Source organism: Dechloromonas aromatica RCB, from assembly GCF_000012425.1.
The window spans coordinates 1,280,491-1,305,685 of the sequence record NC_007298.1 but is presented as its reverse complement, the minus strand read 5'-3'; the positions used below and the strand labels follow the sequence as shown (position 1 = coordinate 1,305,685).

Below are 25,195 nucleotides of genomic sequence, written 5' to 3'. Positions count from 1 at the left end.
AGCGGTTTTTCAAATACATTTCGCGGCTATGCAAAAAGTAACGGCCTCCCTTCTGCTTGCCTTCTCGCTGCTCGTCGGCGGGATCAGCGCGTCCTCCGCGGCTGAACTGGCACGCAAACCGGAAGAGCAGCAGTCGTTTCTGGAACGTTACACCAACGTCGCTCAGGATGTAATCCTGCAAGGTCTGAAGCTGGTCGGCGTCCGCTACCGATTTGGTGGCAACGACGAAAGCAGCGGTCTTGACTGCAGTGGTTTTGTTCGTCTGGTCTTCAAGGACAGCATCGGCGCCTCCTTGCCGCGTACCGCTCGCGAAATGAGTGAAGTTGGCCAGCAGATCGACTCCAGCCAACTCAAACCGGGCGATCTGGTCTTCTTTAATACGATGCGCCGCACCTTCTCGCACGTCGGCATTTATCTCGGCGACAACCACTTCCTGCACGCGCCACGCACTGGCGCTGAAGTTCGCGTCGAGAACATGGAAAGCAGTTACTGGATGCAGCGCTACAACGGCGCGCGACGAATTCTCGAAGTCAACTGAACCAAGCGGCTAAACAGCCGCTTTTTTTACGTCCAATCAAGGCAATCACTCTCGTCCACAACAGCCGTGTCAGCAAGTAAACTGGGGCGATTCTCAAAGACATCCGGAGTTGCCGCATGAAGCTTAGACCAGTCCTGATCGCCGCCGTTATCACTTTGGCCCAATCAGCCACGGCCGAAGACAAGATTCTGAATCTTTACTCCGCCCGCCACTACCAGACGGACGAAGCACTTTACGCCAACTTCACGCAGCAAACAGGCATCAGGATCAACCGCATTGAAGGCAAGGAAGATGAATTGCTTGAGCGGATCAGGAACGAAGGATTGAACAGCCCGGCTGATGTATTCCTGACCGTTGATGCCGCCCGCCTGGCCAAGGCACATGAACTTGGCCTGTTCGCTCCGCTGGCCTCAAAACTTCTCGAAACCAGGATTCCGGCCCACCTGCGTACCGAAGACTGGTTCTCGTTTTCAACCCGCGCCCGCGTCATCGTATACAACAAGGCCTCAGTCAAACGGGAAGACGTGCAGAACTACGCCGACCTGGCGAATCCTAAGCTGAAGGGCAAGCTCTGCTCCCGTTCGGGCTCCCATCCCTACAATTTGTCGCTGATGGCATCGATCATCGCCCACCAAGGTGAGAGCAAGGCCGAAGAACTGGCCCGCGGCATGGTCGCCAACTTTGCCCGCGCCCCCAAAGGTGGCGATACGGACCAGATCAAGTCGGTGGCTGTCGGCGAGTGTGGGGTAACGATTTCCAATACCTACTACGTGGCCCGATTGCTCCGTTCGACCAAACCCGAAGAGATCAAGCTGATGGAAAAAGTCGGCGTCATCTGGCCGGAGCAGAGCGGCAACGGCGCTCACATCAACGTCTCCGGCGGCGGCATGCTCAGGACGGCGCCACACAAGGAAGCCGCCGTCAAATTCCTGGAATACCTGGCCTCCGATCAGGCACAACGCTATTTCGCCGATGGCAACAACGAATGGCCGGCCGTCGATAGCGTCAAGGTAGCCAATCCGGCCCTGGAGTCACTCGGCAAATTCAAGGCTGACCAGTTGCCGGTCAAAAACCTGGCCATGTACCAGAGCAAGGCGCAGATCATTTTCGACCGCGTCGGATTCAAATAAGCTGACTCGCCAAAGTATGGGTGATTGCCTACAATCCAAAAACTGTCGAGATAGCCTGGAAACATGACCAAAAAGGGACCCACCGCAAGCAAGCTGATCGCAGCCATCCGTGCCGGACGACTCAGTGGGGTCATCAACGCGCTCGAAGAAGGTGCAGACATTGAAGAGCCCGACATGCACGGTAGCCGAGGCCTGCCGTTGCGGGCTGCCTGTTTCGAAGGCAATCTGGCGATCGTGCGCGAACTTCTGACCCACGGCGCCAACCCGAACGCTGCCGCCAGCGATGGCCCGGGTGCGCCGCTTCGCCTGGCATTGAGACATGAACACAACGAAATCGTCGCCCTGCTGCTTCAGCAAGGGGCGGCGATTCCCGAAGGCCTCGCGATTGATCCTGGTATTTTCGATATCACCAGCGAACCTTTGCCGGTTGAGGCCATAGCCCCTTCCCTCCCGGAACCGGTGCCGGACAACAGCATCGAGTTTACGCGAACCGAAATCCCGCCCGCCCCAAGCATCAACAACGATGCTGCAGAAGTCTATGGCACGGAAACCAACGCGCTATCCATGGACCTGATGTTCCTTGAGGAACATGACGCGATTGATTTTCCCCTAACTCCACCCAAAAGCGGCAGCTAAACAAGTCGGCGGAGCGTCTTGCGCTTACTGGCGTCGTACGGCCGAAATCTGGCGTGACAAGGCAATCAGGGGCAGCAAGCCCACCGCCACAATCGCCAGGGCCGCCGTCGACGCTTCGGCCAGACGCTCATCCGAGGCCAGGGTGTAGGCCTGCGTTGCCAGCGTGTCGAAATTGAATGGGCGCATGACCAATGTGGCCGGCAACTCCTTCATCACATCGACAAATACCAGCAAACCGGCCGTAAACAGACTGCCCCGCAGCATGGGCACGTGCACCCGACGCAAGGTTTCAGCCTGCCCCAATCCCAGGCTGCGGGCGGCATCATCCATGCTGGGCGTAACTTTTGCCAGACTGGATTCGACCGTATGCAGGGCCACCGCCAGGAAACGGACGAGGTAAGCGTAGATCAGTGCCGCGATGCCCCCGGTCAGCAGCAGGCCGGGGTTATGGCCGAACCATTGTTCCCATTGTCCGGCCAGCCAGTTATCGAGCCGGGTCACCGGAATCAGCACGCCGACAGCGATGACCGCCCCGGGCACCGCATAACCGAGCCCAACCAGGCGGTTGAGCGCATTGGCAAAAGTTGTTTTCGACAGCCGGGCACCATAAGCCAGCAGCAGCGCCAGCAGCACACCGATGGCGGCCGTTGCGCCGGCCAGCACGAAGCTGTTGCGGGAGAGGGTCAGGAAACGCTCCCCGAACTGGGCATCTCCGTCAGTCAAGGCCATTTTCAGCAGCAAGGTGGCCGGTACGATGAAGCCCAATAGCAAGGGCACGGCGCAAGCCAGCGTGGCCAAAACGGCCGCCGGGCCGCGCAACCGGGCACCGGCCATCGGCCGGCTACGGTTCGTGGTGTTGTGATAGCGCGCCCGCCCCCGCGAAACGCGCTCAGCCATCAACAGGAAGAGCACGAAGGCGAGCAGCATGGCGGCCAGTTGAGCCGCAGCCACCCGGTCACCAAGCGAAAACCAGGCGCGGTAGATGCCAGTGGTAAAGGTATTAACCGCAAAATAAGCAACCGTGCCGTAGTCGGCCAGTGTTTCCATCAGCGCCAGCGCCACCCCGGCGACAATGGCTGGTCGAGCCAGCGGCAGGGACACCGAAAAAAATGCCCGCCACGGCCCCATGCCCAGCGTGCGTGCCGCTTCCAGCATGCCGCTGGCGCGTTCGAGAAACGCGGTGCGAGCCAGCAAATACACATAGGGATAAAGCACGCTGACGAACATCAGAATGGCGCCGGGCAGCGTCCTGATGTCCGGAAACCAGTAGTCGCCAAACTGCCAGCCGAAAGTCTCGCGCAACACGGTCTGCACCGGCCCGACGAACTGCAGAAAGTCGGTATAAACGTAGGCCATGACATAGGCCGGCACGGCCAGCGGCAGGACCAGCGCCCACTCGAAAATGCGGCGCCCGGGAAAGTCATGCATCGCCGTCAGCCAGGCGGTGGCCACACCAACGACTCCGACCCCGCAACCGACCCCGAGGCAGAGCCACAGTGAATTGCTGATGTATTCCGGCAATACCGTCGCTGCCAGATGCGCCCAGGTCTCGCTCGTTCCGCCAACGAACAGGTTCAGTCCGACACTGGCCACCGGCAAACCGGCGAGCAGGGCGACAATGAGTCCGACAGCAAGCAGCGGGGAAAAGTAGGCGATGCGCATGATTGTGAATGCGAATTATAATCGACCGCTATGGCTCAACTTGAACTCAGTGGCGTCGTTCAGCGTTACGGCAAGCACACCGTTGTCGATGGCGTGAATTTCCGGCTCGAAGGTGGCAGCATTGCCTGCCTGCTCGGCCCGTCGGGGTGTGGCAAGACCACGCTGCTGCGGTGCATCGCCGGCTTTGAAGACATTTCCGGGGGCGAGATCAGCCTGCGCGGCGAAGTCGTCAGCCGCGCCGGGCAACGCGTTGCCCCGGAAAAACGGCGGATCGGCATGGTTTTTCAGGACTACGCGCTCTTCCCTCACCTCTCCGTCGAGGAAAACGTGGCTTTCGGCCTGGGGCGCAAGCCGGCCGAGGATGCCCATCTACGCGTCAGGCAATTGCTGGCCACCGTCGGCCTGCATGGCCAGGGCAACAAGTACCCGCATGAACTCTCCGGCGGCCAGCAGCAACGCGTGGCACTGGCCCGTGCATTGGCACCACGGCCGGAACTGATCCTGCTCGACGAGCCTTTCTCCAACCTTGACGTCGGTTTGCGTGAACGACTTTCGGTTGAAGTCCGCGAAATTCTCAAGCGCGAGGGTTCGACCGCCATCATGGTCACCCATGATCAAAACGAGGCTTTCGCCATGGCCGACGAAATCGGCATCATGCACGAAGGCCGCATCCAGCAGTGGGATGTGCCCTACAACCTTTACCACCGGCCAGCCAACCGTTTCGTTGCCGACTTCATCGGCCAGGGCGTACTACTACCCGGCGTGGTTGCTGGCGGCACCAATGTCGAGATGGAACTCGGCCAGCTGGTTTCCGACATTGCGGTTGAATGCAGTGAAACCTGCGCCAATTGCGGCGACGGTTGCGAGGTCGATGTCCTGCTGCGCCCCGATGACATCGTGCACGACGATCGCAGCCCCTTGCAGGCTGAAGTGCTGCACAAGGCTTTCCGCGGAGCCGACATTCTCTATTCGCTACGCCTGAAGAGTGGCGCCGAAGTGCTCTCGCTGGTTCCTTCGCACCACAATCATGCGATTGGCGAAAAAATCGGCATCCGGCTCGACGCCGATCATGTCATTGCCTTCAAGAAGCTGAACGACCAACACGCATGATTCCCTACCTCGGCCCGCTCGACCTCTTTCCGCCGGTCGAAATGGCTCGCGAAGACATGGGAGGACTCCTCGCCGTCGGCGGAGATCTGCAGCCGGACCGCCTGCTCGACGCCTACCGGCGCGGTATTTTCCCTTGGGGCACGGTGGAAGGACAGCCCTTGTGGTATAGCCCGAACCCGCGCATGGTTCTCTTTCCTGAAGAATTTCGGCTGACCCGCTCGCTGAAGAAAACCCTGCGCTCGGGTAAATTCGAAGTCCGTTTCGACAGCAACTTCCGTGGCGTGATGGCCAATTGCGCCAGCACCCCCCGCCCCGGCCAGGATGGCACCTGGATCTCGCCGGAAATGAAACACGCCTATACCCGCCTGCATGAACTCGGCTGGGCGCACTCGGTCGAAACCTACGAAGAAGGTGTGATGGTCGGGGGGCTGTATGGCTTGGCGATCGGACACATGTTTTACGGCGAATCGATGTTCTCGCATCGCACCGATGCCTCCAAGGTCGCCTTCGCCCATCTGGTGGATTATCTTGTGAACAACCAATTCGGCATGATCGACTGTCAGATGTACACCGACCACCTGGCCTCGCTCGGCGGCAGAGAGATTCCGCGAGATGCGTTTCAGGCCCGCTTGTCAGCCTTGACCGCATCCGGCAGTCCACGCACAGTCTGGTCGACCGACCCGCTTGACCCGGCGAGATAGACATGGCCCAACCCGACGACGCCGCCCTCCCCTTTTCGCTGCTGCAGTTCTACGCCACTTCGCCCTATCCGTGCAGCTATCTGCCCGACCGCGAGGCCCGTTCGCAAGTGGCAACCCCGGCTCACCTGATCGACAGCGAAATCTACAGTTCGCTGATCCGTACTGGTTTTCGGCGCAGCGGCATCTTTACCTATCGCCCTCACTGTGACGGCTGCAAGGCCTGCGTTCCGGTTCGCCTGCCGGTGACCGAGTTGCGCCCCAATCGCAGCCAGCGCCGCGCCATGAAGCACCATGCCAAGCTGCGCGTCCGCGAATTGCCCTTGGTCTATATCGACGAGCATTACGCGCTGTACAACCGCTACCAGCAAGCTCGGCATCCCGGTGGCGGCATGGACGAAGACAGTCATGAGCAATATGCCCAGTTCCTGCTGCAAAGTCGTGTAGACACCCGGCTGATCGAGTTCTCCGACGATGAAGGCATCCGTATGGTCAGCCTGATCGATGTCCTCGACGACGGTCTCTCCTCGGTCTATACCTTCTACGACCCGGACATTCCAGACGCCAGCTTTGGCACCTACAACATCCTGTGGCAAGCTGCCCAATGTCAGGCCCTCGGCCTGCCCTACCTTTACCTCGGCTACTGGATCGCCAATAGTCGCAAGATGGCCTACAAGGCGATGTTTCAGCCCATTGAAGGCCTGATCGATGGCCACTGGCTCGCGCTACCCAAACTCGAAAAAACATGAAACTCAGTTACCTCTTGGCACTACTCCTCCCGCTGTGCGCAATAGCCAGCGAAGAACGCACTCCCTACGCCTGCGACAACGGCAGCCGCCTCGACATTTCCTTTTCGGTCGATGCCGATGGGCGCCCCCAGGCCACACTGCATTTTGCTGACGAAGCACTGACCCTGCCGCAAGTTCCTTCCACCTCCGGTACGCTTTACCGCAGCGGCAATATTCGCCTGCACACCAAGGACGACAATGCCGTGATCGAAGATGGCAAGAGCAACCTCCGCCGCTGCACGCGCGGCACGCTTCCCCCGGCCACCCCGCAGACAGTGGCACAACCGACCGCCAGCAGTTTCATCGACATCACCGGCAGCGTCACCTACCTCGCCCGCATCGCCTTGCCACCCGGCGCCACCCTGACCATCCGCATCCAGGACACCGCTCGCCCCGGAGCACCAGCCAGAACCCTGGTCGAGCAACGCTATGAACTGAACGGTGCCCAAGTGCCGATCCCCTTCTCGGCCACGGTAGACAAGGCGCTGCTCGGCAAGAAGGCCCACCTTGCCATCGCTGCCCGCATCGAGGACAAGGGACGCCTGCTCTTCGTTAACAGCCAGACCTACCCGACGCTTCACGAGGGGCAGGCATTACCCGTCGAAATCGTTCTCAAATCCGCCAGCCGCGCCAAGGCACGCTGAGGTGGCCAGCATTAATCCCTCCCGCCGGAACGAGCCGGCGGCCCGGCTTTCAAGCATTCCGGATTCCGGCATTCGCCCAAAAGAGGAAGCCTGCAGAATGCCGTGGCACCTTAAGCTGCTGCTCGGCCTTCTGCTCACCACCGCCTCGGCTAGCCAGGCCAACACGGTCGCCTGTCACCTCACCTACGGCGGCGAAACCCGGACCATCGAAGCTGCGCCTACCGCCTCGCCCTACAGCGAAGTACCGATTGCCATCGGGTCCCGCCTGCTCTTTCGTCTCGTCAACCAAGCGCAAGCCGCCGACCTCGCTGCCATCAAGCTCTACACCTACGTTGATCGTGACGAAGGCCCGGTCCTGATCCATCAAACCAGCTACCCGCTCCCACCCCGCACCAACGACCGTTATGGATTCACCGGACTGCATTTTGTCTATGAACCCGTGCGCGATGGCGAACTGCAATACTGGTGCGAACTGAAAGACCGGCCATGAAAATCACCGGACCTTTCCGTTTGGCCAGCCCGCGCAGAAATTCGCTCCGTGGAGCAGCCATGGCCGCGCTCTGCCTGCTCGCCAGCATTGCCCAAGCCGCCCCGCTGACCCTGATCTTCGCCGGCGACATCATGCTCGATGACGGCCCCGGCCAGACCATCGCAGCCGGCGGCGACCCGCTCGCCCCCTTCGCTGCTCTGCTCAGCGCCGCCGACTACCGCATTGGCAACCTCGAATGTCCGGTTGCCGTTGGCGGCCAGCCCCATGCACGCAAGGTCGCCATCTTCCGCGCCAAGCCAAACACGCTGGACGTGCTGCGCGGCCGCTTTGATGCCGTGTCGCTGGCCAACAATCACTCCGGCGACTACGGTCACGCCGCCTTCCTCGAAACCATGCAGCATCTCGATGCACAGGGCATTGCCTATTTCGGCGGCGGGAAAAACCTGACCGCTGCGCACAAGCCGCTGTGGATCGAAAAAAATGGCCTCAGTATTGCCGTCCTCGGCTACAACGAATTCAAGCCCAGGTCCTTCGAGGCTGGCGCCCACTGGCCGGGTGTTGCCTGGAGCGAAGACGAGCACGTAATCGCCGACATTGGTGCAGCGAAAGCCGCTGGCGCCGATCTGGTCATCCCGTTCATGCACTGGGGCTGGGAAAAGGAAAGCCGCCCCGACGAGCGGCAAAGAACCCTGGCCCGCAAAATGATCGACGCCGGCGCCGCCCTCGTTGTCGGCGGCCACCCCCACGTCACTCAAGGCGCCGAAATCTACAACGGCAAACCGATCGTCTACAGCCTGGGCAACTTCGTCTTCGATGGTTTCGACTATCCTGGTGCCCAGCGCGGCTGGCTCCTGCGCCTCAAGCTCGACAAAACCGGGGTGCTGGAATGGGACACCCTGGCCGCGCAGATGGACGACAACGGCACCCCGCACCTGGTGCCCGGCGCCCTCACCCCCTGCGGCAAGGCCGGCGATACGCAGCTTGCGCAGTGCCGGAACCCGTAAAGCAAGCACGACATCAGAAGCAGCCTCCACAAGGAAAGGACTGAACGCCATGGACACCCGTTTTCTCGACGACCTTACTCCCGGCCAGCGCTTCACTTCGCCGGGCCTGACGCTGAGCGAAGCCGAGATCATCGACTTCGCGTGGCGCTACGACCCGCAGCCCTTCCATCTTGACGCCAACGCAGCAGCCAACTCGCCGTATGGCGGGCTGATCGCCAGCGGTTTCCAGAGCCTGGCCATCTGTTTCCGGCTGTTCATCCAGTCCGGCGTGCTGGCCGAGTCGAGCATGGGGTCGCCGGGCATCGACGAGTTGCGCTGGCTGGCGCCGGTACGACCCGGTGATACGCTGCATAGCGAGATCGAAGTGCTGGAAGTCCGTCCTTCGAGTTCGAAACCGGATCGTGGCATTGCGCGATTGAAATATCAGGCGGTGAACCAGCGTGGCGAGGCGGTGCTGAGCTTCATCGTCATTCACCTGCTGCGCCGGAAAAAGCCCTGAGACGGCCGGGTGCCGGTTTCAATGTTGACCATTTTTTCTGGTGGGCTGTAGAAGTCGTCAGGCCCGACCAAACTTTATCCGACCGGAAATATCACGATGGTATGCTTGGCAGCGAACCATTTTTCGGGAGCCACTTTCATGCGCATTCGTCTCTACTCCGTCCTTCTCGTCGTCGCCAGCCTGCTTTCCGGCTGCGGTTACAACCAGATCCAGATCAACGACGAAGGTGTCAACGCCGCGTGGTCCGAGGTGCTCAACCAATACAAACGCCGGGCAGATCTGATCCCCAACCTGGTTTCCGTCGTTCAGGGCTATGCCGCCCATGAAAAGGAAGTGCTGACCCGCGTCACCGAGGCCCGCGCCAACGTCGCCGGCATGAAGATCACGCCGGAACTGGTCAATGACGAAGCGGCTTTCGCCAAGTTCCAGAAGGCGCAAGGCGAACTCTCCGGCGCGCTGTCCCGCCTGCTGGTCGTTGCAGAGAACTACCCGAACCTCAAGGCCGACGCCAATTTCCGCGACCTGCAGGCCCAGCTCGAAGGCACCGAGAACCGCATCACCGTGGCCCGCAACCGCTACATCGATACGGTGCGCGTCTATAACATTTCGGTGCGCACCTTCCCGAACAACCTGACAGCGATGGTCATGGGCTACAAGCCCAAGGCCAATTTCACGGTCGAGGACGAGAAGGCCATTTCGACGCCGCCGGTTGTCAAGTTCGACACCCCGGCTACCGCCAAGTAAGTCTTGATGCTCCACTGGCTCGCCGCTCTCTGGCTCGCGCTGCTGCCACTGTCCGGCTGGAGCGCCAACGAGGTGGCGCTGCCGGTGCTGACCGAGCGCGTCACCGACCTGACCGACACGCTGTCGGCCGAGGATAAAGCGGGGTTAACAGCCAGTCTGGCAGCGCTGGAAAAGGACAAGGGCGCGCAGATCGCCATCGTGCTGCTGCCGACGACGCAACCGGAAACCATTGAGCAATTCGGCATCCGCCTCGCCGAGGCGTGGAAAATCGGGCGCAAGGGCGTCGATGATGGCGTGATTGTCATCGTCGCCAAGAACGACCGGCGCATGCGCATCGAGGTCGGCTACGGCCTGGAAGGTGCCATTCCCGACGCCATTGCCAAGCGCATCGTGGCCGAACAGATGGCGCCGCGCTTCCGCGAGGGCGATTTTGCCGGCGGCCTGCGGGCGACCGTGGCGACACTGGACAAGGTCATCCGCGGCGAACCGTTGCCCGTCCCCGTTGTGCAAACGGCCCCGAGCGGCGCCGACCCCGGTGACAGCCTGACTTTTCTGCTCATTGTTTTCTTCATGGCCGGCGTCATCCGCTCGATGTTCGGCCTGCTCGGTTCGCTGGCCGTGTCCGGCGTCGCCGGCTGGCTGGCGTGGACGCTTTTCGCCTCGCTCGGCCTGGCCGGTGGTGCGGCCCTGCTCGCTTTCGTGCTCTCCTTCATCCGCCTCGGCCGTAGCGGCTGGTCTTCTGGCGGAGGCGGCGGATTCCCCGGCGGCTTTGGCGGTGGCTCATCGGGCGGCGGCGGATTTTCAGGCGGCGGAGGCGGCTTTGGTGGCGGCGGCGCCTCGGGGAACTGGTGAAACGATGCTGACACGCTTGCTCAAACACCTCTCATCGCCCGGCTGGTGGGCCAGACGTGCCTTCCGGGCCGACGATCTGGCGGCCATCGGCGCTGCCGTCAAGGCTTCCGAAACGAAGCAGCGCGGCGAAATCCGCATCGCCATCGAAGGCCCGCTACCGCTCCGCGCCCTGCTCCGCGAAGAGTCCTGCCGCGACCGCGCGGCAAGCCTGTTCCAGTCGCTCGGCGTGGCTGCGACACGCGAGGCCAACGGCATCCTCGTTTATGTTCAATTGGTCGATCGCCGGGTCGAAATCCTTGCCGACCACGGTATTTCCGCCCTGATCCCACCAAGTGAATGGGAAGCCATCTGCCGCCGTATGGAAGCAGCGTTTGCTGCCGGGAATTACCGACACGGCATGGTGGACGCCATCGAGCGGATCACGGCACTGCTCACCCGGCACTTTCCGGCCAGCGGCGACAACCCGAACGAACTCGACGACGCGCCAACGCTGCTCTGAATTTCACGGGTAATATTGAAGGCACTAGCCAGGCATCACTATCAAGAGGTGCTCTCATGCAAGCATTGAACCTGAGCAAGGCGTTTACCCTGATCGAATCGGGGCCGGTGGTCCTCATCACCACCCATGACGTGAAGAAAAACAACATCATGACCATCTCGTGGACCATGGTGATGGATTTCACGCCGGTATTCGCCATCACCACGGGGGAATGGAATTACTCCTTCTCAGCGTTGCGCAAGCATCGTGAGTGCGTCATCGCCATTCCTACCGTCGACCTGCTGGATACGGTCGTTGGCATCGGGACCTGCTCCGGGGCTGATACCGACAAGTTCGCCAAGTTCCAGCTAACGCCGGTGCAGGCTAGCCTCGTCAGGCCACCCCTGATCAAGGAATGCCTCGCCAACATCGAATGCAAGGTCATCGACATCGTCGAAAAGCACAACATCATCGTGCTGGAGGGGGTCGCCGCCTACATCGACAGCGAGCGCAAGGAAAAACGCACGGTTCACGCAGTGGGTGACGGAACCTTCATCGTCGACGGGCGCAAGATCGATCGAAAAAAGATGATGGCCGCCAAGCTTCCGCCCGGCGTTTAGCGGGACCGAACCAGGATGTAGCCCCGGTTTTCCGCCACATCCCTGGTCCGCATCCCCTGGATGAGGGTCGCCAAGGGCATCCAGACCCAGGGGTGATAACTCGGATTGACATCGAGGACCAGCACCGAATCCGATTCGGCATCATAGGCACCGAGCGGCGAGATATGCCCCCCGCCGGTCTGGCCAACGGCCCGGCGCTGGTAATTGACGATCACGAAGTCCCCGGCGCGACCGAGATTGTCGATCAGGTCCCGGCGAATCTCGGCCTCGGACATCTGCTCGTCCGCGATAACTAGGCGAGTGTCCATGTTGTGTGCTTTGAGCAGTTCGTCGAGTTGGCGCAACTGGTAGCCACCATCACGGAGAACTTTGCCCTTGATCTCGGACGGCTCGCCAAAGACCTGTGCCCTTGTTTTCCTGCCGGTGGCGATGACGCTTTCCTGGGTGTGCCGGCGCACCGTCAATTCCAGGTTCTCAGGCAGATAACGGGCATCTGCCGGCAGCAAGCGGCTGCGATCGCGGGGCGCCCCCGCCCCCTGCGGGTCCAGTGCGTTGAGGACAATGGCCGCAGAAGTCGGGCCACAGAAGGCAATCGTCACCTGGGCTTCAAACTGATTGGCCAAAGGCGCGAAGTCGCTGCGGGCGGTAGCCCGTGCCAATCGATCTAGGCCTTCCGCTGAAGCAAAGGGAAGGAGAGCACGAATCCTTACTGGCGCCGTTGCGTCGTCGGCCAGCGCCAAGGGGAGCTGCGTACCCGCGATCAGCAGCGCGGATAGGATACGGACAAGCAAGGACATTCATCTCTCCACGGAAGCAGGGACATTATTCTAGCCTCCCTATCGGCATCAATCGCCGCCGTTAATGACACTGACCTGCCCACTTTGATTTAATTACCCAAAGCCATTTAACTGCTAAAAACCCTATGCTAAACGCCATAGGCAGCTAACAATTCGCGCGTTTAGCACGTAAATCGGGGAGCGCATGGTGGACCACATCACCAAACCCATTGATTTCGATGCGCTGGCCAGACTCCTGCAACAGCATGCTCGCCCGAGAAAAAGTGCTCATTCAATGGCGAGTTCGCGCTAGGCAGCCGCTCATTCGATACCCCCCCGCAAGCCCCTTCTTCGCCGGCCTTTCCCTTATAACACCACCGATTCCGGATTTCGGTTTTGGCCGATTCTTCCGGTTGGCCGTGGGAATCAAACTCAGCCGTTCGCCCGTTGCTCGAAGCTCGGGAAATCCCCGTCGCCCAGCGCGACACTGACCTGCCGCACGATGGCATGGCTCGGCCCGCGGCGGGCCCAGGCAATCAATTCGAGCACGGCCATTTCTTCGCCGACGGCCATCGCCTCGACCCGGCCGTCAGCCAGGTTGCGCACCCAGCCGACGACGCCCAGCTTTCTCGCCTGTTCGGCCATGGACCAGCGATAGCCGACCCCCTGGACCCTGCCCTCGATAATCAGCTGCCGTCTGATTCTTGCCATATTTGCCTCCCTGCCAGAACGCTGTTCACACCCGCCTCTATACCAAAGCGCCCTGCTAAGTGCTAGATTGGCGATCTTGCCAGATTGCGCTGCCGGTTCCCGAAACCGGCTTTGCATTGGTAAAAATAAAATATAGCGCCACCGGCGCAACAGGGGAATACATGTCGTCACATTCCAAGCAAGCCTTGCCGGCCATTACGGTTGCAGCCATCGGCGTCGTCTTCGGCGACATCGGAACCAGCCCGCTCTATGCCCTGAAGGAAATCTTCAACGGCCATCATCCGATCCCGGTCACGCCGGAAAATATTCTCGGTGTTCTGTCGCTGGTTTTCTGGGCAATCATCGTGCTGGTCACGATCAAGTACGTCGCCATCATCATGCGCGCCGACAACCGCGGCGAAGGTGGCTCTCTGGCACTGCTCGCGCTGGTCACCGAACGCGCCAAGAATCCCCGCCTGTCCTGGATCATCACCCTGCTCGGCATTTTCGCAGCGGCGCTGTTCTACGGTGACAGCATGATCACCCCAGCCATTTCGGTGCTTTCCGCGGTCGAGGGACTGGAAATCATCACCCCCGACCTCAAGTCTTACGTCATCCCGATCACGCTCGGCATCCTGACCGGACTGTTCTTCATCCAGAAGCACGGAACCGGCGCAGTCGGCAAGCTGTTCGGCCCGGTCATGGTGGCGTGGTTCGGCATTCTGGCCATTCTGGGTCTGAAGGAAATTGCCTATAACCCGGCCGTTCTGCTCGCCCTCAATCCACTGTTTGCCATCGTTTTCGTGGCCGAACACACCGGTCTCGCCTTTCTGGCACTCGGTTCAGTCGTGCTTGCCGTAACCGGCGGCGAGGCACTCTATACCGACATGGGCCACTTCGGGCGCTTCCCGATTCGCCTCGCCTGGTTCGGTTTCGTCATGCCGGCGCTGGTCCTCAATTATTTCGGCCAGGGCGCCCTGCTGCTGATCGAACCGGAAGCCATCGCCAGCCCCTTCTTCCACCTCGCTCCCGACTGGGCCCTGATCCCGATGGTCGGCCTGGCCACCGCCGCCACCGTCATTGCCTCGCAGGCAGTGATTTCCGGCGCCTTCTCGGTCGCCCGCCAGTCGATCCAGATGGGCCTGCTGCCGCGCATGCAGATCATCCACACCTCAGGCATGGAAGAAGGCCAGATCTACGTGCCCTTCACCAACTGGTCGCTCTACCTGGCCGTCATCGCCCTGGTCATCGGCTTCAAGAATTCCTCCAACCTCGCCGCCGCCTACGGCATCGCCGTCACCGGCACCATGTTGATCGACACCATTCTGGTCGCTTTCGTCATGGTTCTGATGTGGAAATGGAACAAGTTGCTCGTGGCGCTCGTTGCCGGCACGCTGCTGCTGGTCGACATCGCCTTCTTTGCCGCCAACGCGATCAAGATCCCGGAGGGCGGCTGGTTCCCGCTGGCCATGGGCCTTGTTTCCTTCACCGTGCTGACCACCTGGCGGCGCGGTCGGCGCATGGTTTCGGAAGAAATGGCCAAGCAAAGCATTCCGATGTCCGACTTCCTGCAATCGATCGACGACGTCCACCGCATCTACGGCACGGCCATCTTCATGACCAGCGCCAAGGACGGCGTGCCACCAGCCCTGCTGCACAACCTCAAACACAATCAGGTGCTGCATGAACGGGTCGTGCTGGTCACCGTGCAGACGACCGACACGCCCACCGTCAATGATATGGAGCGCATCTACCTCCATCGCATGCAGAAAGGTTTCATGCGCCTGATCGTTCGCTACGGCTTCATGGAAAGTCCGGATATTCCCGGCGCACTGGAACTGTGCAAGGGTCACGGCGAGCGTTTCGACATGATGGAAACGACCTTCTACCTATCCCGTGAAACCATCGTTCCATCAATGGCACGTGGCATGCTCCCCTGGCGCGCCCGCCTGTTTGCCGTCATGTCGAAAAACGCCACCAGCGCCAGCGACTTCTTCCATATCCCGACCAACCGCGTGGTCGAACTGGGGACTCAACTGGTCATCTGACCCCCGGAACCGAGACTCGACGCCCCGCCCATCCTGCCTGCGGGGCGTTTTCTTTGGTACCCGCTGCCTAATTAGCAAAAACTGAAACTAGCGCAGATCAATGCGGTCAGATTTCTTTACCGCAACAATCGCCATCAACTCTTTTTGGGATACCCACTGATGAAACGCCTGATCCCTTTCCTGTTTCTTGCCTGTCTTGCGGCCTCCTCCTTCGCCGAGAACACAAGCCACGATCAGCCGATCCATGATGCAGCCCGAGAAGGCAGCGGCGACGACGTTCGCCGGCTGCTCAAGGCTGATCCCAAACAACGCGATGTCCGGACAGCGCTTGGTTCCACTCCGCTGCACCTGGCCGCGACCAACCCCGACACCTCGGCGATGCAGGCCCTGATTGCTGCCGGCGCCGATGTGAACGCCCGCGACAATGACGGCGCGACCCCTTTGCACATGGCGGCTTATTCCAGCCGCCCGAAGAATACCCAGTTGATGCTCGAAGCCGGCGCCGACCCGCAAGCCAAGACGGACAACGGCCGCGACCCCGGGTCGATGGCACGCAAGGTCAAGGCGGACGAAACAGCCGGGGTCATTTCGCTGTGGGTCCTCAAAGGCTGCAAGGCCGGCAAGCCATGCTGAAAGCTGCAGCCCTGCTCTGCGCCGCGCTACTTTCCGGCAGCGCCCTGGCCGCCCAACCAACGCCACTGCCGACCATCGAAGTCTATATGCCAACCGTCTGCCTGGCCTGCATCGACTGGGCCGATCATCTGCGCCAGAACGGCTTCCCGGTAAAGGTGACCCAAACCGACGACATGGAAGCCATCAAGCGTCGCCTGAAAGTGCCCAAGGATCTGGAAGCCGTCCCCAGCGCCCAAGTAGCCGGTTACTTCATCGAAGGCCATGTCCATGCCGACCAGATCAAGGAATTGCTGGCCGAGAAGCCAAAGGCATTGGGCCTGGCCGTTCCCGGCCTGCCGCTCGGCGCCCCCGGCCGTGAATTCTCCAGCCCAACCTGCGAAACGGCCTGCACCATGCTCGACAAGGACAGCACTGCCGCCCCGCGAGTCCGCCGCGAGTTCTATGAAACGCTGCTGGTGAAGAAGGACGGCAAGACCTCCACCTACGCCCGGCACTGAACAGCCGCCCGCTCTGGCGAAAGACGCCTTCCTGAAAACCCCGGCGTACGGCTTTTGTCTGTGCTTAGCCCAGGCCGAAGCCCGCACTGCGTTCGTCAGCGGGAACAGCAAATGAAATGCGGATAGCGGTTCCTGTTTCCGATGCTGCCCGGGTCAATTGAATACTCGCCTGATGACGATCGGCGACTTCCTTGACGATAGCCAAGCCAAGTCCGGTTCCTTCGCCGGCCGCCTGATTCACTCGGTAGAAGCGTTCAAATATCCGATCCTGCTGTGCGGCAGGAATGCCAGGCCCGTTGTCTTCGACCTCGATAAAAGGCCGGCCATCGGCCAGCCCGCTGCGGACAGTGACGGTTCCGCCATCCGGCGTGTAGCGCAGGGCGTTGTCGATCAGGTTGGACAGCATTTCCCGCAACATCCACTCGGAGCCGGAAACCACCGCTGACTCCGCTTCGAAGCCGAGATCGATGTTACGGGCCAGCGCCTGGTCAAACCAGCCTGAAGCAATGGACTCCAGGAGTTTGCCAAGGTCGACCGGGCGTTTTTCCTGGACCAGATTGGCATCCGGGCCGGAGCGTGCCAAGGCCAGTAGTTGATGGGTCAGATGGCCGAGCCGCCGGGTCGCATCGAGAAGGCGCTTCGCCCGTTGCGTATATTCGCCGGGGAGTTCCTGGGCATGCAATTCAAGCTGGGTTTGCAAACCCGATAGCGGCGTCTTCAACTGATGGGCAGCATTGGCCAGAAATGCCTGCTGGGCGGCCGATGCCGAACGCAGGTCTTCGATCAGGACATCCATGGCCCTGACCAGAGGCTCCGCTTCGGCCGGGATATCGCGCTTGGGCAGTGGGCTCAGATCATGCGGTTGCCGTCGGCTGATTTCTTCGCTTAATTGCGTCAACGGCGCCAGACCGCTGCGCACCCCGATATAAACCAGGGCCAGCGTGGCGATGATCAGCAGGATATTCGGCAGCAGCATGCCCGCCAGGATTTTCGAGCCGGTACGCTCCCGTTTGCGGGTCGTTTCAGCCACCGTGACCGTCACCAGACCGGCCGCTGAATCCACCCGATAACTGGCCTTGCGGATTTTCTTGCCACGGAATTCCCCGTCAGAAAGCGCCGGATTCCGTCCTTTCACCGCCTGCTCGGGGTGCAGATCGGCATCGCCGGCCAGCAATTCATTGGCTGGCCCATGAATCGACAGGAACTCCTCATCGCTGCGATCCGTTCGCAGCACCGCCTCAGCAGCCGCCGGCAGATCGACCTGCAGCCTGGAATCAAGATAGCGGATCCGCCCCGCCAGCGCCACGGCGTCATCGGACAGCGCGTGGTCATAGGCCTCGGCTGCCGGTTCGAACGCAATGCGGTAGTCGAAAGCCAGGCTGACGATCAACAATGCAATCAGAGGCAGCAGCAGCAGATACAGCAAACGGCTGCGCAGCGTGCCAGTGGCGGCTCCTGGCAGCTCAGAGCTCATCGAGTCGGTAGCCAATACCGCGGATGGTGCGGATTTCAATGCCACACCCCTGCAACTTCTGGCGCAGGCGCGAGATGTAGATTTCCACGGCATTGGCGGATATTTCGTTTTCCCACTCGCTCAGACTTTCCGCCATTTTCTGCTTGCCTACGACGTTTGGGCTGGCCAGCATCAATTGCTGCAGAATTTCCCATTCGCGGCCGGTCAGGTCCATGATTTCGCCGTGGGCCGTGGCGACGCGTCGAGCCAGGTCGAGGCGAATGCCCCCGGCAGCCAGTTCCGAGCTGGCCGCCGAAAGGCTGCGCCGAATCAGGGCCCGCATCCGCGCCAGCAGTTCGGGCAACTGGAAAGGCTTGACCATGTAGTCATCGGCACCGAGGTCGAGGCCGCTGATGCGGTCATCCAGGCCATCCCTGGCGGTCAGGATGAGGACCGGCACCTGCAGGCCACGCAGCCGCACACGACGAATCAGCTCAAGCCCACTCATGCCCGGCAGACCGATATCGATAATGGCCAGATCGTAGTGGGTCAGGCCAAGTGCCGATTCGGCGGGTTCTGCCGCCCCCAGCCGATCGACCGTGAAGCCCCCTTTTTCGAGGCCTTCGCAGATGCTCTCGGCCAGCATGGTGTCATCTTCGACAAGCAGGATGCGCATGATTCCAGTCACTTAATCGATGGTTTGGCATGGGACTTCGATCATCATAGCGCAGCTTGCCACCAGAGATTTGCCAGTCAGAAAAGGTGGAAGGCTCCCACAGGAGCCTTCCGTGGTGCTCCCAAGAAACAGGAGAGAGTGAATCCTGGAGCACCGTGGGGGAAAGTTGAACGGCAATCAGATCCAGCCACTATCTCCGCCGTTGTCGAGGCCATCGCTCAGGCCATCGAAGCCGGAACCGCTACTGGCCAGACTGTCCGTATCGAAAAAGTTATTCACGACAGGCGTCTCGTGGGGTTGCGGCAATGCGTTGCCGCCAAAAAGGCTGGTGCTGTCGTGATGGCCGATCAGGTGTTCAATCCCCTGAAACAGGAAGGCGCCAGCCGCGACACCGGCCGCCGTTGTGGCCACATTGGTGGCCACATTGCCCAGCCAGCCCGAGCCCAACGACGGTGTCGCCATTTGGGCTGGCATTGCGGCAACCGGTGGAGCGGCGCTCGGAAAGGCCATCCGGCCAGCCGAATTGCCCCACTGGGCTGTTTCGGCAAAACTGCTGCGTGGCTGGCTGGCCCGCAGGGCATCGATTTCACCCTGCAACTGCTCGATCCGGGCTTGCGAATTTGAGACCGCCTGTTCGAGCAGGAATGCCTTCTGAACCAGCAGGTAGGTGGCATCTGGTTGCCGGGCGACCGCCTCGCGTATCAACCCATCAGCCTCGGCATCTTTCTGGCCAGCGCGAGCTGCGACGAGTTGCGACAAAAAGTTGTTCAGCTGATCACGTTCCTGAGTATTCATGCGTTTTCACTCCCAAAAGAAGACAACGCCAAGATAAGGTCGCCCCCTGTGACACTCAAGCCGCGAATTGCAACAGTTTGTCGCTGAAATCTGACACCGTTGTCAGGAATCCCGATATATGAAAATTCCATAAGGTTCATTCGCTATCGTTTTCCTGTTTGCGCCGGCGCATGCCCCAGAAGGCCAGAGGGGGCAGTAGGGTCAGGGTGAACAGGGTGGCCGTGACGACACCACCGACGATCACCACGGCGAATGGGCGTTGCGTTTCGGCGCCGATGGCGCTGGACAGGGCAGCCGGGAGCAAGCCAAGGCCGGCCATCAGCGCCGTCATCAATATCGGCCGCAGGCGGGAAACCGCCCCCTCAGTCACGGCCCGGACCAGCGAAGCGCCGTTATCGACCATGCGGACAATCTCTTCGACCATGATCACCCCGTTTTGTACCGAGATGCCGGCCACGGCAATGAAGCCGACCGCCGCCGAAATCGACAGGTGCAGACCAGCCAGGCCCAGCGCGAAGAATCCGCCGGCAATGTTGAACGGCAGCATGGCGAGAATCAGCGCGGCCAGGCGAATCGAGCGGAAGGCCCAGAAGAGCAGTGCGAAGATGCCGAACAACGAGGCCGGAACAATGACCGCCAGCCGTTTCATGGCGCGCTGCTGGTTTTCGAACTGCCCGCCCCAGACGACGCGGTAGCCCGGCGGTAATTGAACATCGCTGGCCACCTTGGCCATGGCCTCATCGACAAAACTGCCTTGGTCGCGGCCTTGCAGGTTGGCCTTGACCGAGACGTTGCGGCCGCCAGACTCACGGGAAATGCGCGAAGCGCCTTCGCGAACCTCGACCGTCGCAACATCGGATATCCGCACCGTCCCGCCATTGTTGGGCAGGGCAACCGGGACGGCGCCAACGTCTTCAACCGAATTACGGTAAGGCGCGGCAAAACGCAGCACCAGATCGAAACGCCGTTCGCCTTCGTAGAAACCGCCGACGGCACTGCCGCCCAGCGCCGTCTGCACCGCATTGTCGAGATCGGCCATCGACAGTCCGAGACGGGCCATTTTTACCCGGTTGGGCAGTACCGCCACTTCCGGCTGGCCGCTGGGCAGGATGGCGGCGACATCACGACTGCCGTGGATGGTGCGCAGGATGCCGGCAATCTGCTCCGCTTTGTCCTGCAGGATGTCGAGGTCCGGCCCAAAGACCTTGATGGCGATCTCGCCCTTGACGCCGGACAGCGCCTCTTCGACGTTGTCCTGGATCACCTGCGAGAAATTGGTCGGCAGACCGGGAATCGACTTCAGCTTGTTCGACATGTCCTCGACCAGCGCTTCCTTGTCGGCGAAGCGCCAATCGCCGCGCGGCTGCAGGTCAGCCAGAATCTCAATGTTATTCGGTCCCTTCGGATCGGTACCGTCATCGGGGCGGCCGACCTGGGTCACCAGCATCTTCACTTCCGGGTAAGTACGCAGCGTCTTCCGGACGGCACGTTCAACATCCTTGCTCTGCTCCAGCGAAGACCCCGGCGGCAGCGTGATGGTCAGCCACAGATTGCCCTCGTCCAGACGCGGCAGGAATTCGCTGCCCAGCACGGGAATCAGGGAGAAAGCCAGAAAGGCGATCACCCCGGCAATACCGAATGCCTTGCGCGGCGTGCGCTGGCAGCGCATGAGCAGACGGCGATAGGCACGCTGCAGCTTGGCCAGCCAGTCGATGTGCTTTTCCGCCAGATCGGCCTTGGCCAGCACCAGCGACAACAGCGCGGGAACGACCGTCAGCGTGAACAGCACGGCACCGACCAGCGAAAAGGACAGGATCAGCGCCACCGGCGCAAAAATTCGCCCTTCAACACGCTGGAAGGTGAAGATCGGCAGAAAGGCCAAAATGATGATGGCCTTCGAGAACAGGATCGGCTTGGTCAGGCTGGCGGTCACCCAGCGCAGGGCATCGAAGCGCCGCCCGACGGCCGATTCGATGGCCGCCGTCGGATGGTGCACGGCAAGACGGACCATCAGCGCCTCGACCAGCACCACCGCGCTGTCGATGATGATGCCGAAGTCCACCGTGCCCAACGAAATCAGGTTGGCCGGCACGCCCTTCAGATCCATCAGCATGAAGGCGAAAAGGAGGGTCAGCGGAATGATGGCTGCGACGACCAGAGCCGCCCGCCATTCGCGCAGGAAGATGAGCAGCACGGACACCACCAGCAGGGCACCGACCAACAGATTTTCACTGACGGTATGCACGGTGTGCTTGACCAGTTCCGTACGCTGGTAGATCGGCTTGATCGAGACGCCCTTTGGCAGCTGACCATGATTCAGTTCATCGACCCTCAGCAGTACATCGGCGACGACCTTGGATGGATCGCCCCCCTTGGTCATCAGGATGATGCCCTCAACCACCGAATCCTGGTCGTCGTTGGCGACGATACCGGACAAGGGACGATCACCCACCGACACCTCGGCCAAGTCGCCGACCGTCACGGTCTTGCCATCCTTGGCCAGCACCACGGCGGCGCGAATGTCGTCGAGATTGGCGAAAAGACCGACGGCACGGACGACCAGCGATTCCTCGCCACGCTTCATCAGGCCGCCGGAGGCATTCTGATTGCCATTGGCCAAGGCCTGGGAAATCTGGTCGAGTGTCACGCCATAGCGCATCAGGGCGGCCGGATTCACCCGCACCTGGTATTCCTTGACGGCACCGCCAAAACTGTTGATGTCGGCCACCCCCGCCACGCGCCGCAAGGCGGGACGAACCACCCAGTCCTGCAAGGCTCGAACCTCGCGCGGCGGCATGTCGGCCGGTGTGCTCAGGACATAGCGATAGATCTCACCAACGGCCGTCGCCAACGGCGCCAGCTGCGGCTGGATGCCAGGGGGAAAGGAGACGTTCTGCAGTTTTTCCAGGACCTGGTTGCGGGCGAAATAGTCATTAGTGCCCTCCGAAAAGGTCAGGGTGACCACCGACAGCCCAGTAATCGAAACCGAACGCACCTGCGTGGCACGCGGCACGCCGCTCATTTCGCGTTCCACCGGGATACTGATCGTGCGCTCGACCTCCTCCGGCGACTGACCTGGATATTGCGTCACCACCTGGACCTGTACATCCTGGACATCGGGAAAGGCCTCAACCGGCAGATCCTGCAAGGCGCGGAACCCGGCGATGGCCAGTGCGACCGCCATCACCAGAATAAACATCCGCTGCCGGATGACAAAAGTCGAGAAACTGGGCAGCACCTTATTCTCCCTGCGCCAGTTCCGAGGCGAGCAGCATGGCGCCACGCACAACGACAATGTCGCCTGCCTTCACTGCGGACTCAGGCGTCAGGTAGGCAAACTCAGCATCCTGGCGGGCGATGGTGACAATCCGCCGCTCGAAATCGCGCGGCCCGACCTGGACGAAGACATGCGCGGACAGGCCGCCGGTCAACACGGCGCTGACCGGAAGCCGGACCACCTGGGCGGCATCCGGCGCACTCAGCGTGGCGCGGGCAAACATTTCCGGCTTCAGGCGGCCATCGGCATTGTCGACGATGGCACGAACCGGAATCCGCCGAGTGGCGGGATCGACCACCGCGCCGACCCGATCAACCCGGCCGGCAAAGTCGATGCCGGGGTAAGCATCAAGCGTGAAATTGACGGTTTCGCCTGGTTTTGCCAGGGCGCTTGCCTTTTCCGGCAGGTCGATGTTCAGCCACAGGTGGCGCAGGTCGGAGATGATGAAGAGCGGGTTGGCCGCATCCGGACGGACTTCGGTGCCGGGATTGGCCTGGCGGTCGACCACGATGCCGGCCAGCGGAGCGCGCAAGACCAGACGTTGCCCCTCGATCTTGCTGCCAGACGGCACCAGATTGCTCAGGCGCAGGCGGGCTCGTTCGGCCTCGGCATTGGCGGCATGGGCATCGGCTTCGGCCGACTCCAAATCGCGGCGGGCCAAGGCCTCGCCTTCGAAAAGGATTTCTGCCCGGCTCAGCGCCTTGCGTCTCTGGTTACTGTCGGCCTCCGCCTTGCGCAGATCGGCAATCGCCTGGCCGAAATCGGGGGCATCCAGAATAGCCAGCGGAGCACCGGATTTGACGGGATCGCCAATCGACGCCTGCAGCGAAATCACGCGGCCAGCCAAAGGGGGGAAGATGCGGGCAGTCGAGTCTTCGGCCAGCGCCAAACGGGCATTCATCGGCTCGCTCGCTGGCAGCAACGCTGTCGCCACGGTTTCCAGTTTAAGGAAGGCCAGTTGTCCGGCCTCTTCCGGCAAGCTCAGGCGGTTGGATGGCGCATGCGGTTTTTCAACAAGCCCGACAGGCTTCGAATGGCTGGCGCGCCAAACGCCAACACCGCCGGCAAGAAGGAGCGCGGTCAGGACAACGAAAACGGTGCGCCGTACCATCGGGTCGGCCAGGCGGGAACGGAGATCAATGCTGTTTCTGGTCATGGCAGATCCGGGCGATTGGTGGCAGCCGCCCAGGCGGCTCGGGCCTTGGCCGCATCGGCCAGGGCGTTGGTGGTGTCGGTTTCGATGGCAAAAAGGCTGCGGCGGGCATCGATGACATCGAGCGCCGATGCCGCACCGTGATTGAAGGCAAGAACAACCGCGGCATGCGCTTTGCGTGCGGCAGGCAAGGCCTCGTCCTGCAGGCTGCGCGCCCGTTCGCTCATCCGCTCGGCCTCGAAGGTAAATTGTTCAAACTCGGCGGCAGCGGTCGCCCGGACGCGTTCGAGTTCATCGAGGGCGGAATCGCGATCGACATGGGCTCGGCGGATTTCGCCGCGATAGTCGTAGCCTGTAAACAACGGAACGCTGACGCCGACGCCATAAACTGAACGATTCCGGTCATCGGGAGCCCGTTCGACCTGAGCGCCCAGCGTCACATCGCGCACCTGTTGCGCCTTGGCCAGCTGGATCGAACGCTCTGCCGCCTCCAGCCGCTGACGGGCCGCAATGACATCGGGCCGCATTTCGATTTCCGGCGTCGTGATCGCCAAGCGCGAGAAGGCAGGCCAGGGATCCGCCGTGGCCAATCGGGCAGCCTCTTTTTCCATGGCTAGCAACTGTGCCAAGGCGAGGCGCGAGCGACGAAGATCGACCTGTGCCTGGACCGCATCACTCTCGATTTTGAGGGTATCCGTACGGATGCGCGCCACATCAGCCGCCGACAAATCACCCGCCCGAAGACGCAAATCAGCCTTGGCCAGTATCTGGCGGGCAAGCTGCGCCGATTCGTTGGCCAAGCGCAATTTATCTTCGGCTGCTTTCAGATCAAAGTAGGCCAGGCGAGCCAGCAGACGTTGCTGACGCAGACTGTCGGATTCATCGGAACGGTTGGCCTGGAGCAGCGAGTCGGCTACCGCCAAGCGCAGGCCGCGCTTGTTGCCGCGCTCGATCGGTTGATCAATGCGCAGGGTGGTATCTAGATTTCCACCGCTACCGCTACTCCGGCTATTGAAGCCGCTGGTATTCAGAGAGACAACTGGATTCGGTCGGGCGCCAGCCATGTCGACCACGGCCTCGCCCGCGGCTGTGGCACGCCGGGCGCTGATCAATGCCCGGTTGCGCTGCTCGACCATCTGCTCGGCCTCCGACAAATGCAGGGTAAGCAAAGGCAAGGCATCCGCATAGACAGCGCGGCTACCCAGGGCGAGAAGAAAAATGAGCGCAATGGAATGTCTGGATTTCACGGCCGGCACAGTAGCGGAAGGAAGCTGTCGCAAACCTGACATTCGGGCCGGAGACAA

The 25,195-nt window shown here is 61.3% G+C and carries 26 protein-coding genes; 17 read left to right on the top strand and 9 right to left on the bottom strand.

Annotation, left to right across the window (positions count from 1 at the left end; translation table 11 throughout):
* The first annotated feature begins 28 nt into the window (after window positions 1-28).
* The 3 genes from DARO_RS06250 to DARO_RS21595 all read left to right on the top strand — a co-directional run bounded on the left by DARO_RS06250 (window position 29) and on the right by DARO_RS21595 (window position 2,304).
* Window positions 29-538, top strand: coding sequence for a C40 family peptidase (locus DARO_RS06250; protein WP_011286966.1), 510 nt, complete (start codon window positions 29-31; stop codon window positions 536-538).
* A 116-nt stretch (window positions 539-654) separates the two neighbouring features.
* Complete coding sequence (locus DARO_RS06245; RefSeq protein WP_011286965.1) at window positions 655-1,668, top strand: Fe(3+) ABC transporter substrate-binding protein; 1,014 nt, start codon at window positions 655-657, stop codon at window positions 1,666-1,668.
* Between the two features lie 63 nt (window positions 1,669-1,731).
* Entirely contained in the window at window positions 1,732-2,304 is a 573-nt protein-coding gene (locus DARO_RS21595; RefSeq protein ID WP_011286964.1) for an ankyrin repeat domain-containing protein, read from the top strand.
* A 24-nt stretch (window positions 2,305-2,328) separates the two neighbouring features.
* Here DARO_RS21595 and DARO_RS06235 read toward each other — a convergent pair whose 3' ends face one another.
* Entirely contained in the window at window positions 2,329-3,966 is a 1,638-nt protein-coding gene (locus tag DARO_RS06235) for an ABC transporter permease (protein ID WP_011286963.1), read from the bottom strand.
* 30 nt (window positions 3,967-3,996) lie between these two features.
* Between DARO_RS06235 and DARO_RS06230 the strand changes: the two genes are divergently transcribed.
* The 11 genes from DARO_RS06230 (at window position 3,997) to DARO_RS06180 (ending at window position 11,893) form a co-directional block, all read left to right on the top strand.
* Window positions 3,997-5,076, top strand: a complete 1,080-nt coding sequence (locus DARO_RS06230) for an ABC transporter ATP-binding protein (RefSeq protein ID WP_011286962.1) — start codon at window positions 3,997-3,999, stop codon at window positions 5,074-5,076.
* On the top strand, window positions 5,073-5,777 hold the full coding sequence (aat, locus tag DARO_RS06225) for a leucyl/phenylalanyl-tRNA--protein transferase (protein ID WP_011286961.1): 705 nt from the start codon (window positions 5,073-5,075) through the stop codon (window positions 5,775-5,777). Before DARO_RS06230 ends, aat begins: the two co-directional genes overlap by 4 nt.
* A 2-nt stretch (window positions 5,778-5,779) precedes the next feature.
* Window positions 5,780-6,523, top strand: coding sequence for an arginyltransferase (locus tag DARO_RS06220; RefSeq protein ID WP_011286960.1), 744 nt, complete (start codon window positions 5,780-5,782; stop codon window positions 6,521-6,523).
* Complete coding sequence (locus DARO_RS21590) at window positions 6,520-7,206, top strand: YbaY family lipoprotein (protein ID WP_011286959.1); 687 nt, start codon at window positions 6,520-6,522, stop codon at window positions 7,204-7,206. Before DARO_RS06220 ends, DARO_RS21590 begins: the two co-directional genes overlap by 4 nt.
* A 97-nt stretch (window positions 7,207-7,303) precedes the next feature.
* Window positions 7,304-7,696: a hypothetical protein gene (locus DARO_RS06210; RefSeq protein WP_011286958.1), complete on the top strand. Its 393-nt coding sequence runs from the start codon at window positions 7,304-7,306 to the stop codon at window positions 7,694-7,696.
* 59 nt (window positions 7,697-7,755) lie between these two features.
* Window positions 7,756-8,700 (top strand): CapA family protein, encoded by a 945-nt coding sequence (locus DARO_RS06205; protein ID WP_011286957.1) that lies wholly within the window; start codon window positions 7,756-7,758, stop codon window positions 8,698-8,700.
* A gap of 49 nt (window positions 8,701-8,749) precedes the next feature.
* Complete coding sequence (locus DARO_RS06200) at window positions 8,750-9,199, top strand: MaoC family dehydratase (protein ID WP_011286956.1); 450 nt, start codon at window positions 8,750-8,752, stop codon at window positions 9,197-9,199.
* 138 nt (window positions 9,200-9,337) lie between these two features.
* Entirely contained in the window at window positions 9,338-9,943 is a 606-nt protein-coding gene (locus DARO_RS06195; RefSeq protein WP_011286955.1) for a LemA family protein, read from the top strand.
* A gap of 6 nt (window positions 9,944-9,949) precedes the next feature.
* Window positions 9,950-10,795 (top strand): TPM domain-containing protein, encoded by an 846-nt coding sequence (locus DARO_RS06190; RefSeq protein WP_011286954.1) that lies wholly within the window; start codon window positions 9,950-9,952, stop codon window positions 10,793-10,795.
* A gap of 4 nt (window positions 10,796-10,799) precedes the next feature.
* Window positions 10,800-11,294, top strand: a complete 495-nt coding sequence (locus tag DARO_RS06185; RefSeq protein WP_011286953.1) for a TPM domain-containing protein — start codon at window positions 10,800-10,802, stop codon at window positions 11,292-11,294.
* 56 nt (window positions 11,295-11,350) lie between these two features.
* The gene (locus DARO_RS06180; protein WP_011286952.1) at window positions 11,351-11,893 is read left to right on the top strand and encodes a flavin reductase family protein; all 543 of its coding nucleotides are present in this window, start codon (window positions 11,351-11,353) and stop codon (window positions 11,891-11,893) included.
* On the opposite strand, the gene DARO_RS06175 is transcribed toward DARO_RS06180, so the two are convergent.
* Both DARO_RS06175 and DARO_RS06170 read right to left on the bottom strand, forming a co-directional pair.
* Window positions 11,890-12,690 carry a phytochelatin synthase family protein gene (locus tag DARO_RS06175; RefSeq protein WP_011286951.1) on the bottom strand — a complete coding sequence of 267 codons (801 nt, stop codon included), beginning with the start codon at window positions 12,688-12,690 and terminating at the stop codon, window positions 11,890-11,892. The two genes, DARO_RS06180 and DARO_RS06175, sit on opposite strands and share 4 nt — an antisense overlap.
* Before the next feature lie 411 nt (window positions 12,691-13,101).
* Window positions 13,102-13,380: an acylphosphatase gene (locus DARO_RS06170; protein ID WP_011286950.1), complete on the bottom strand. Its 279-nt coding sequence runs from the start codon at window positions 13,378-13,380 to the stop codon at window positions 13,102-13,104.
* 161 nt (window positions 13,381-13,541) lie between these two features.
* Between DARO_RS06170 and DARO_RS06165 the strand changes: the two genes are divergently transcribed.
* The 3 genes from DARO_RS06165 (at window position 13,542) to DARO_RS06155 (ending at window position 16,537) form a co-directional block, all read left to right on the top strand.
* Window positions 13,542-15,407: a potassium transporter Kup gene (locus DARO_RS06165; RefSeq protein ID WP_011286949.1), complete on the top strand. Its 1,866-nt coding sequence runs from the start codon at window positions 13,542-13,544 to the stop codon at window positions 15,405-15,407.
* A 159-nt stretch (window positions 15,408-15,566) separates the two neighbouring features.
* A complete protein-coding gene (locus DARO_RS06160) occupies window positions 15,567-16,040 on the top strand; it encodes an ankyrin repeat domain-containing protein (RefSeq protein WP_011286948.1) in 474 nt (157 codons plus the stop codon).
* Window positions 16,034-16,537 carry a DUF411 domain-containing protein gene (locus DARO_RS06155; RefSeq protein ID WP_011286947.1) on the top strand — a complete coding sequence of 168 codons (504 nt, stop codon included), beginning with the start codon at window positions 16,034-16,036 and terminating at the stop codon, window positions 16,535-16,537. Before DARO_RS06160 ends, DARO_RS06155 begins: the two co-directional genes overlap by 7 nt.
* A 64-nt stretch (window positions 16,538-16,601) precedes the next feature.
* Here the strand turns inward: DARO_RS06155 and DARO_RS06150 are convergent, their stop codons facing one another.
* The 6 genes from DARO_RS06150 to DARO_RS06125 form a co-directional block, all read right to left on the bottom strand.
* Complete coding sequence (locus DARO_RS06150) at window positions 16,602-18,011, bottom strand: sensor histidine kinase (protein WP_011286946.1); 1,410 nt, start codon at window positions 18,009-18,011, stop codon at window positions 16,602-16,604.
* A complete protein-coding gene (locus DARO_RS06145; protein WP_011286945.1) occupies window positions 18,001-18,666 on the bottom strand; it encodes a response regulator in 666 nt (221 codons plus the stop codon). Before DARO_RS06145 ends, DARO_RS06150 begins: the two co-directional genes overlap by 11 nt.
* Before the next feature lie 177 nt (window positions 18,667-18,843).
* Entirely contained in the window at window positions 18,844-19,461 is a 618-nt protein-coding gene (locus tag DARO_RS06140; protein ID WP_011286944.1) for a DUF2076 family protein, read from the bottom strand.
* A gap of 136 nt (window positions 19,462-19,597) precedes the next feature.
* The gene (locus tag DARO_RS06135; RefSeq protein WP_011286943.1) at window positions 19,598-22,699 is read right to left on the bottom strand and encodes a CusA/CzcA family heavy metal efflux RND transporter; all 3,102 of its coding nucleotides are present in this window, start codon (window positions 22,697-22,699) and stop codon (window positions 19,598-19,600) included.
* 1 nt (window position 22,700) lies between these two features.
* On the bottom strand, window positions 22,701-23,894 hold the full coding sequence (locus DARO_RS06130) for an efflux RND transporter periplasmic adaptor subunit (RefSeq protein ID WP_011286942.1): 1,194 nt from the start codon (window positions 23,892-23,894) through the stop codon (window positions 22,701-22,703).
* Window positions 23,891-25,138 carry a TolC family protein gene (locus tag DARO_RS06125; RefSeq protein ID WP_041224771.1) on the bottom strand — a complete coding sequence of 416 codons (1,248 nt, stop codon included), beginning with the start codon at window positions 25,136-25,138 and terminating at the stop codon, window positions 23,891-23,893. The genes DARO_RS06130 and DARO_RS06125 overlap by 4 nt, the downstream gene beginning before the upstream one ends.
* Between the last annotated feature and the right edge of the window lie 57 nt (window positions 25,139-25,195).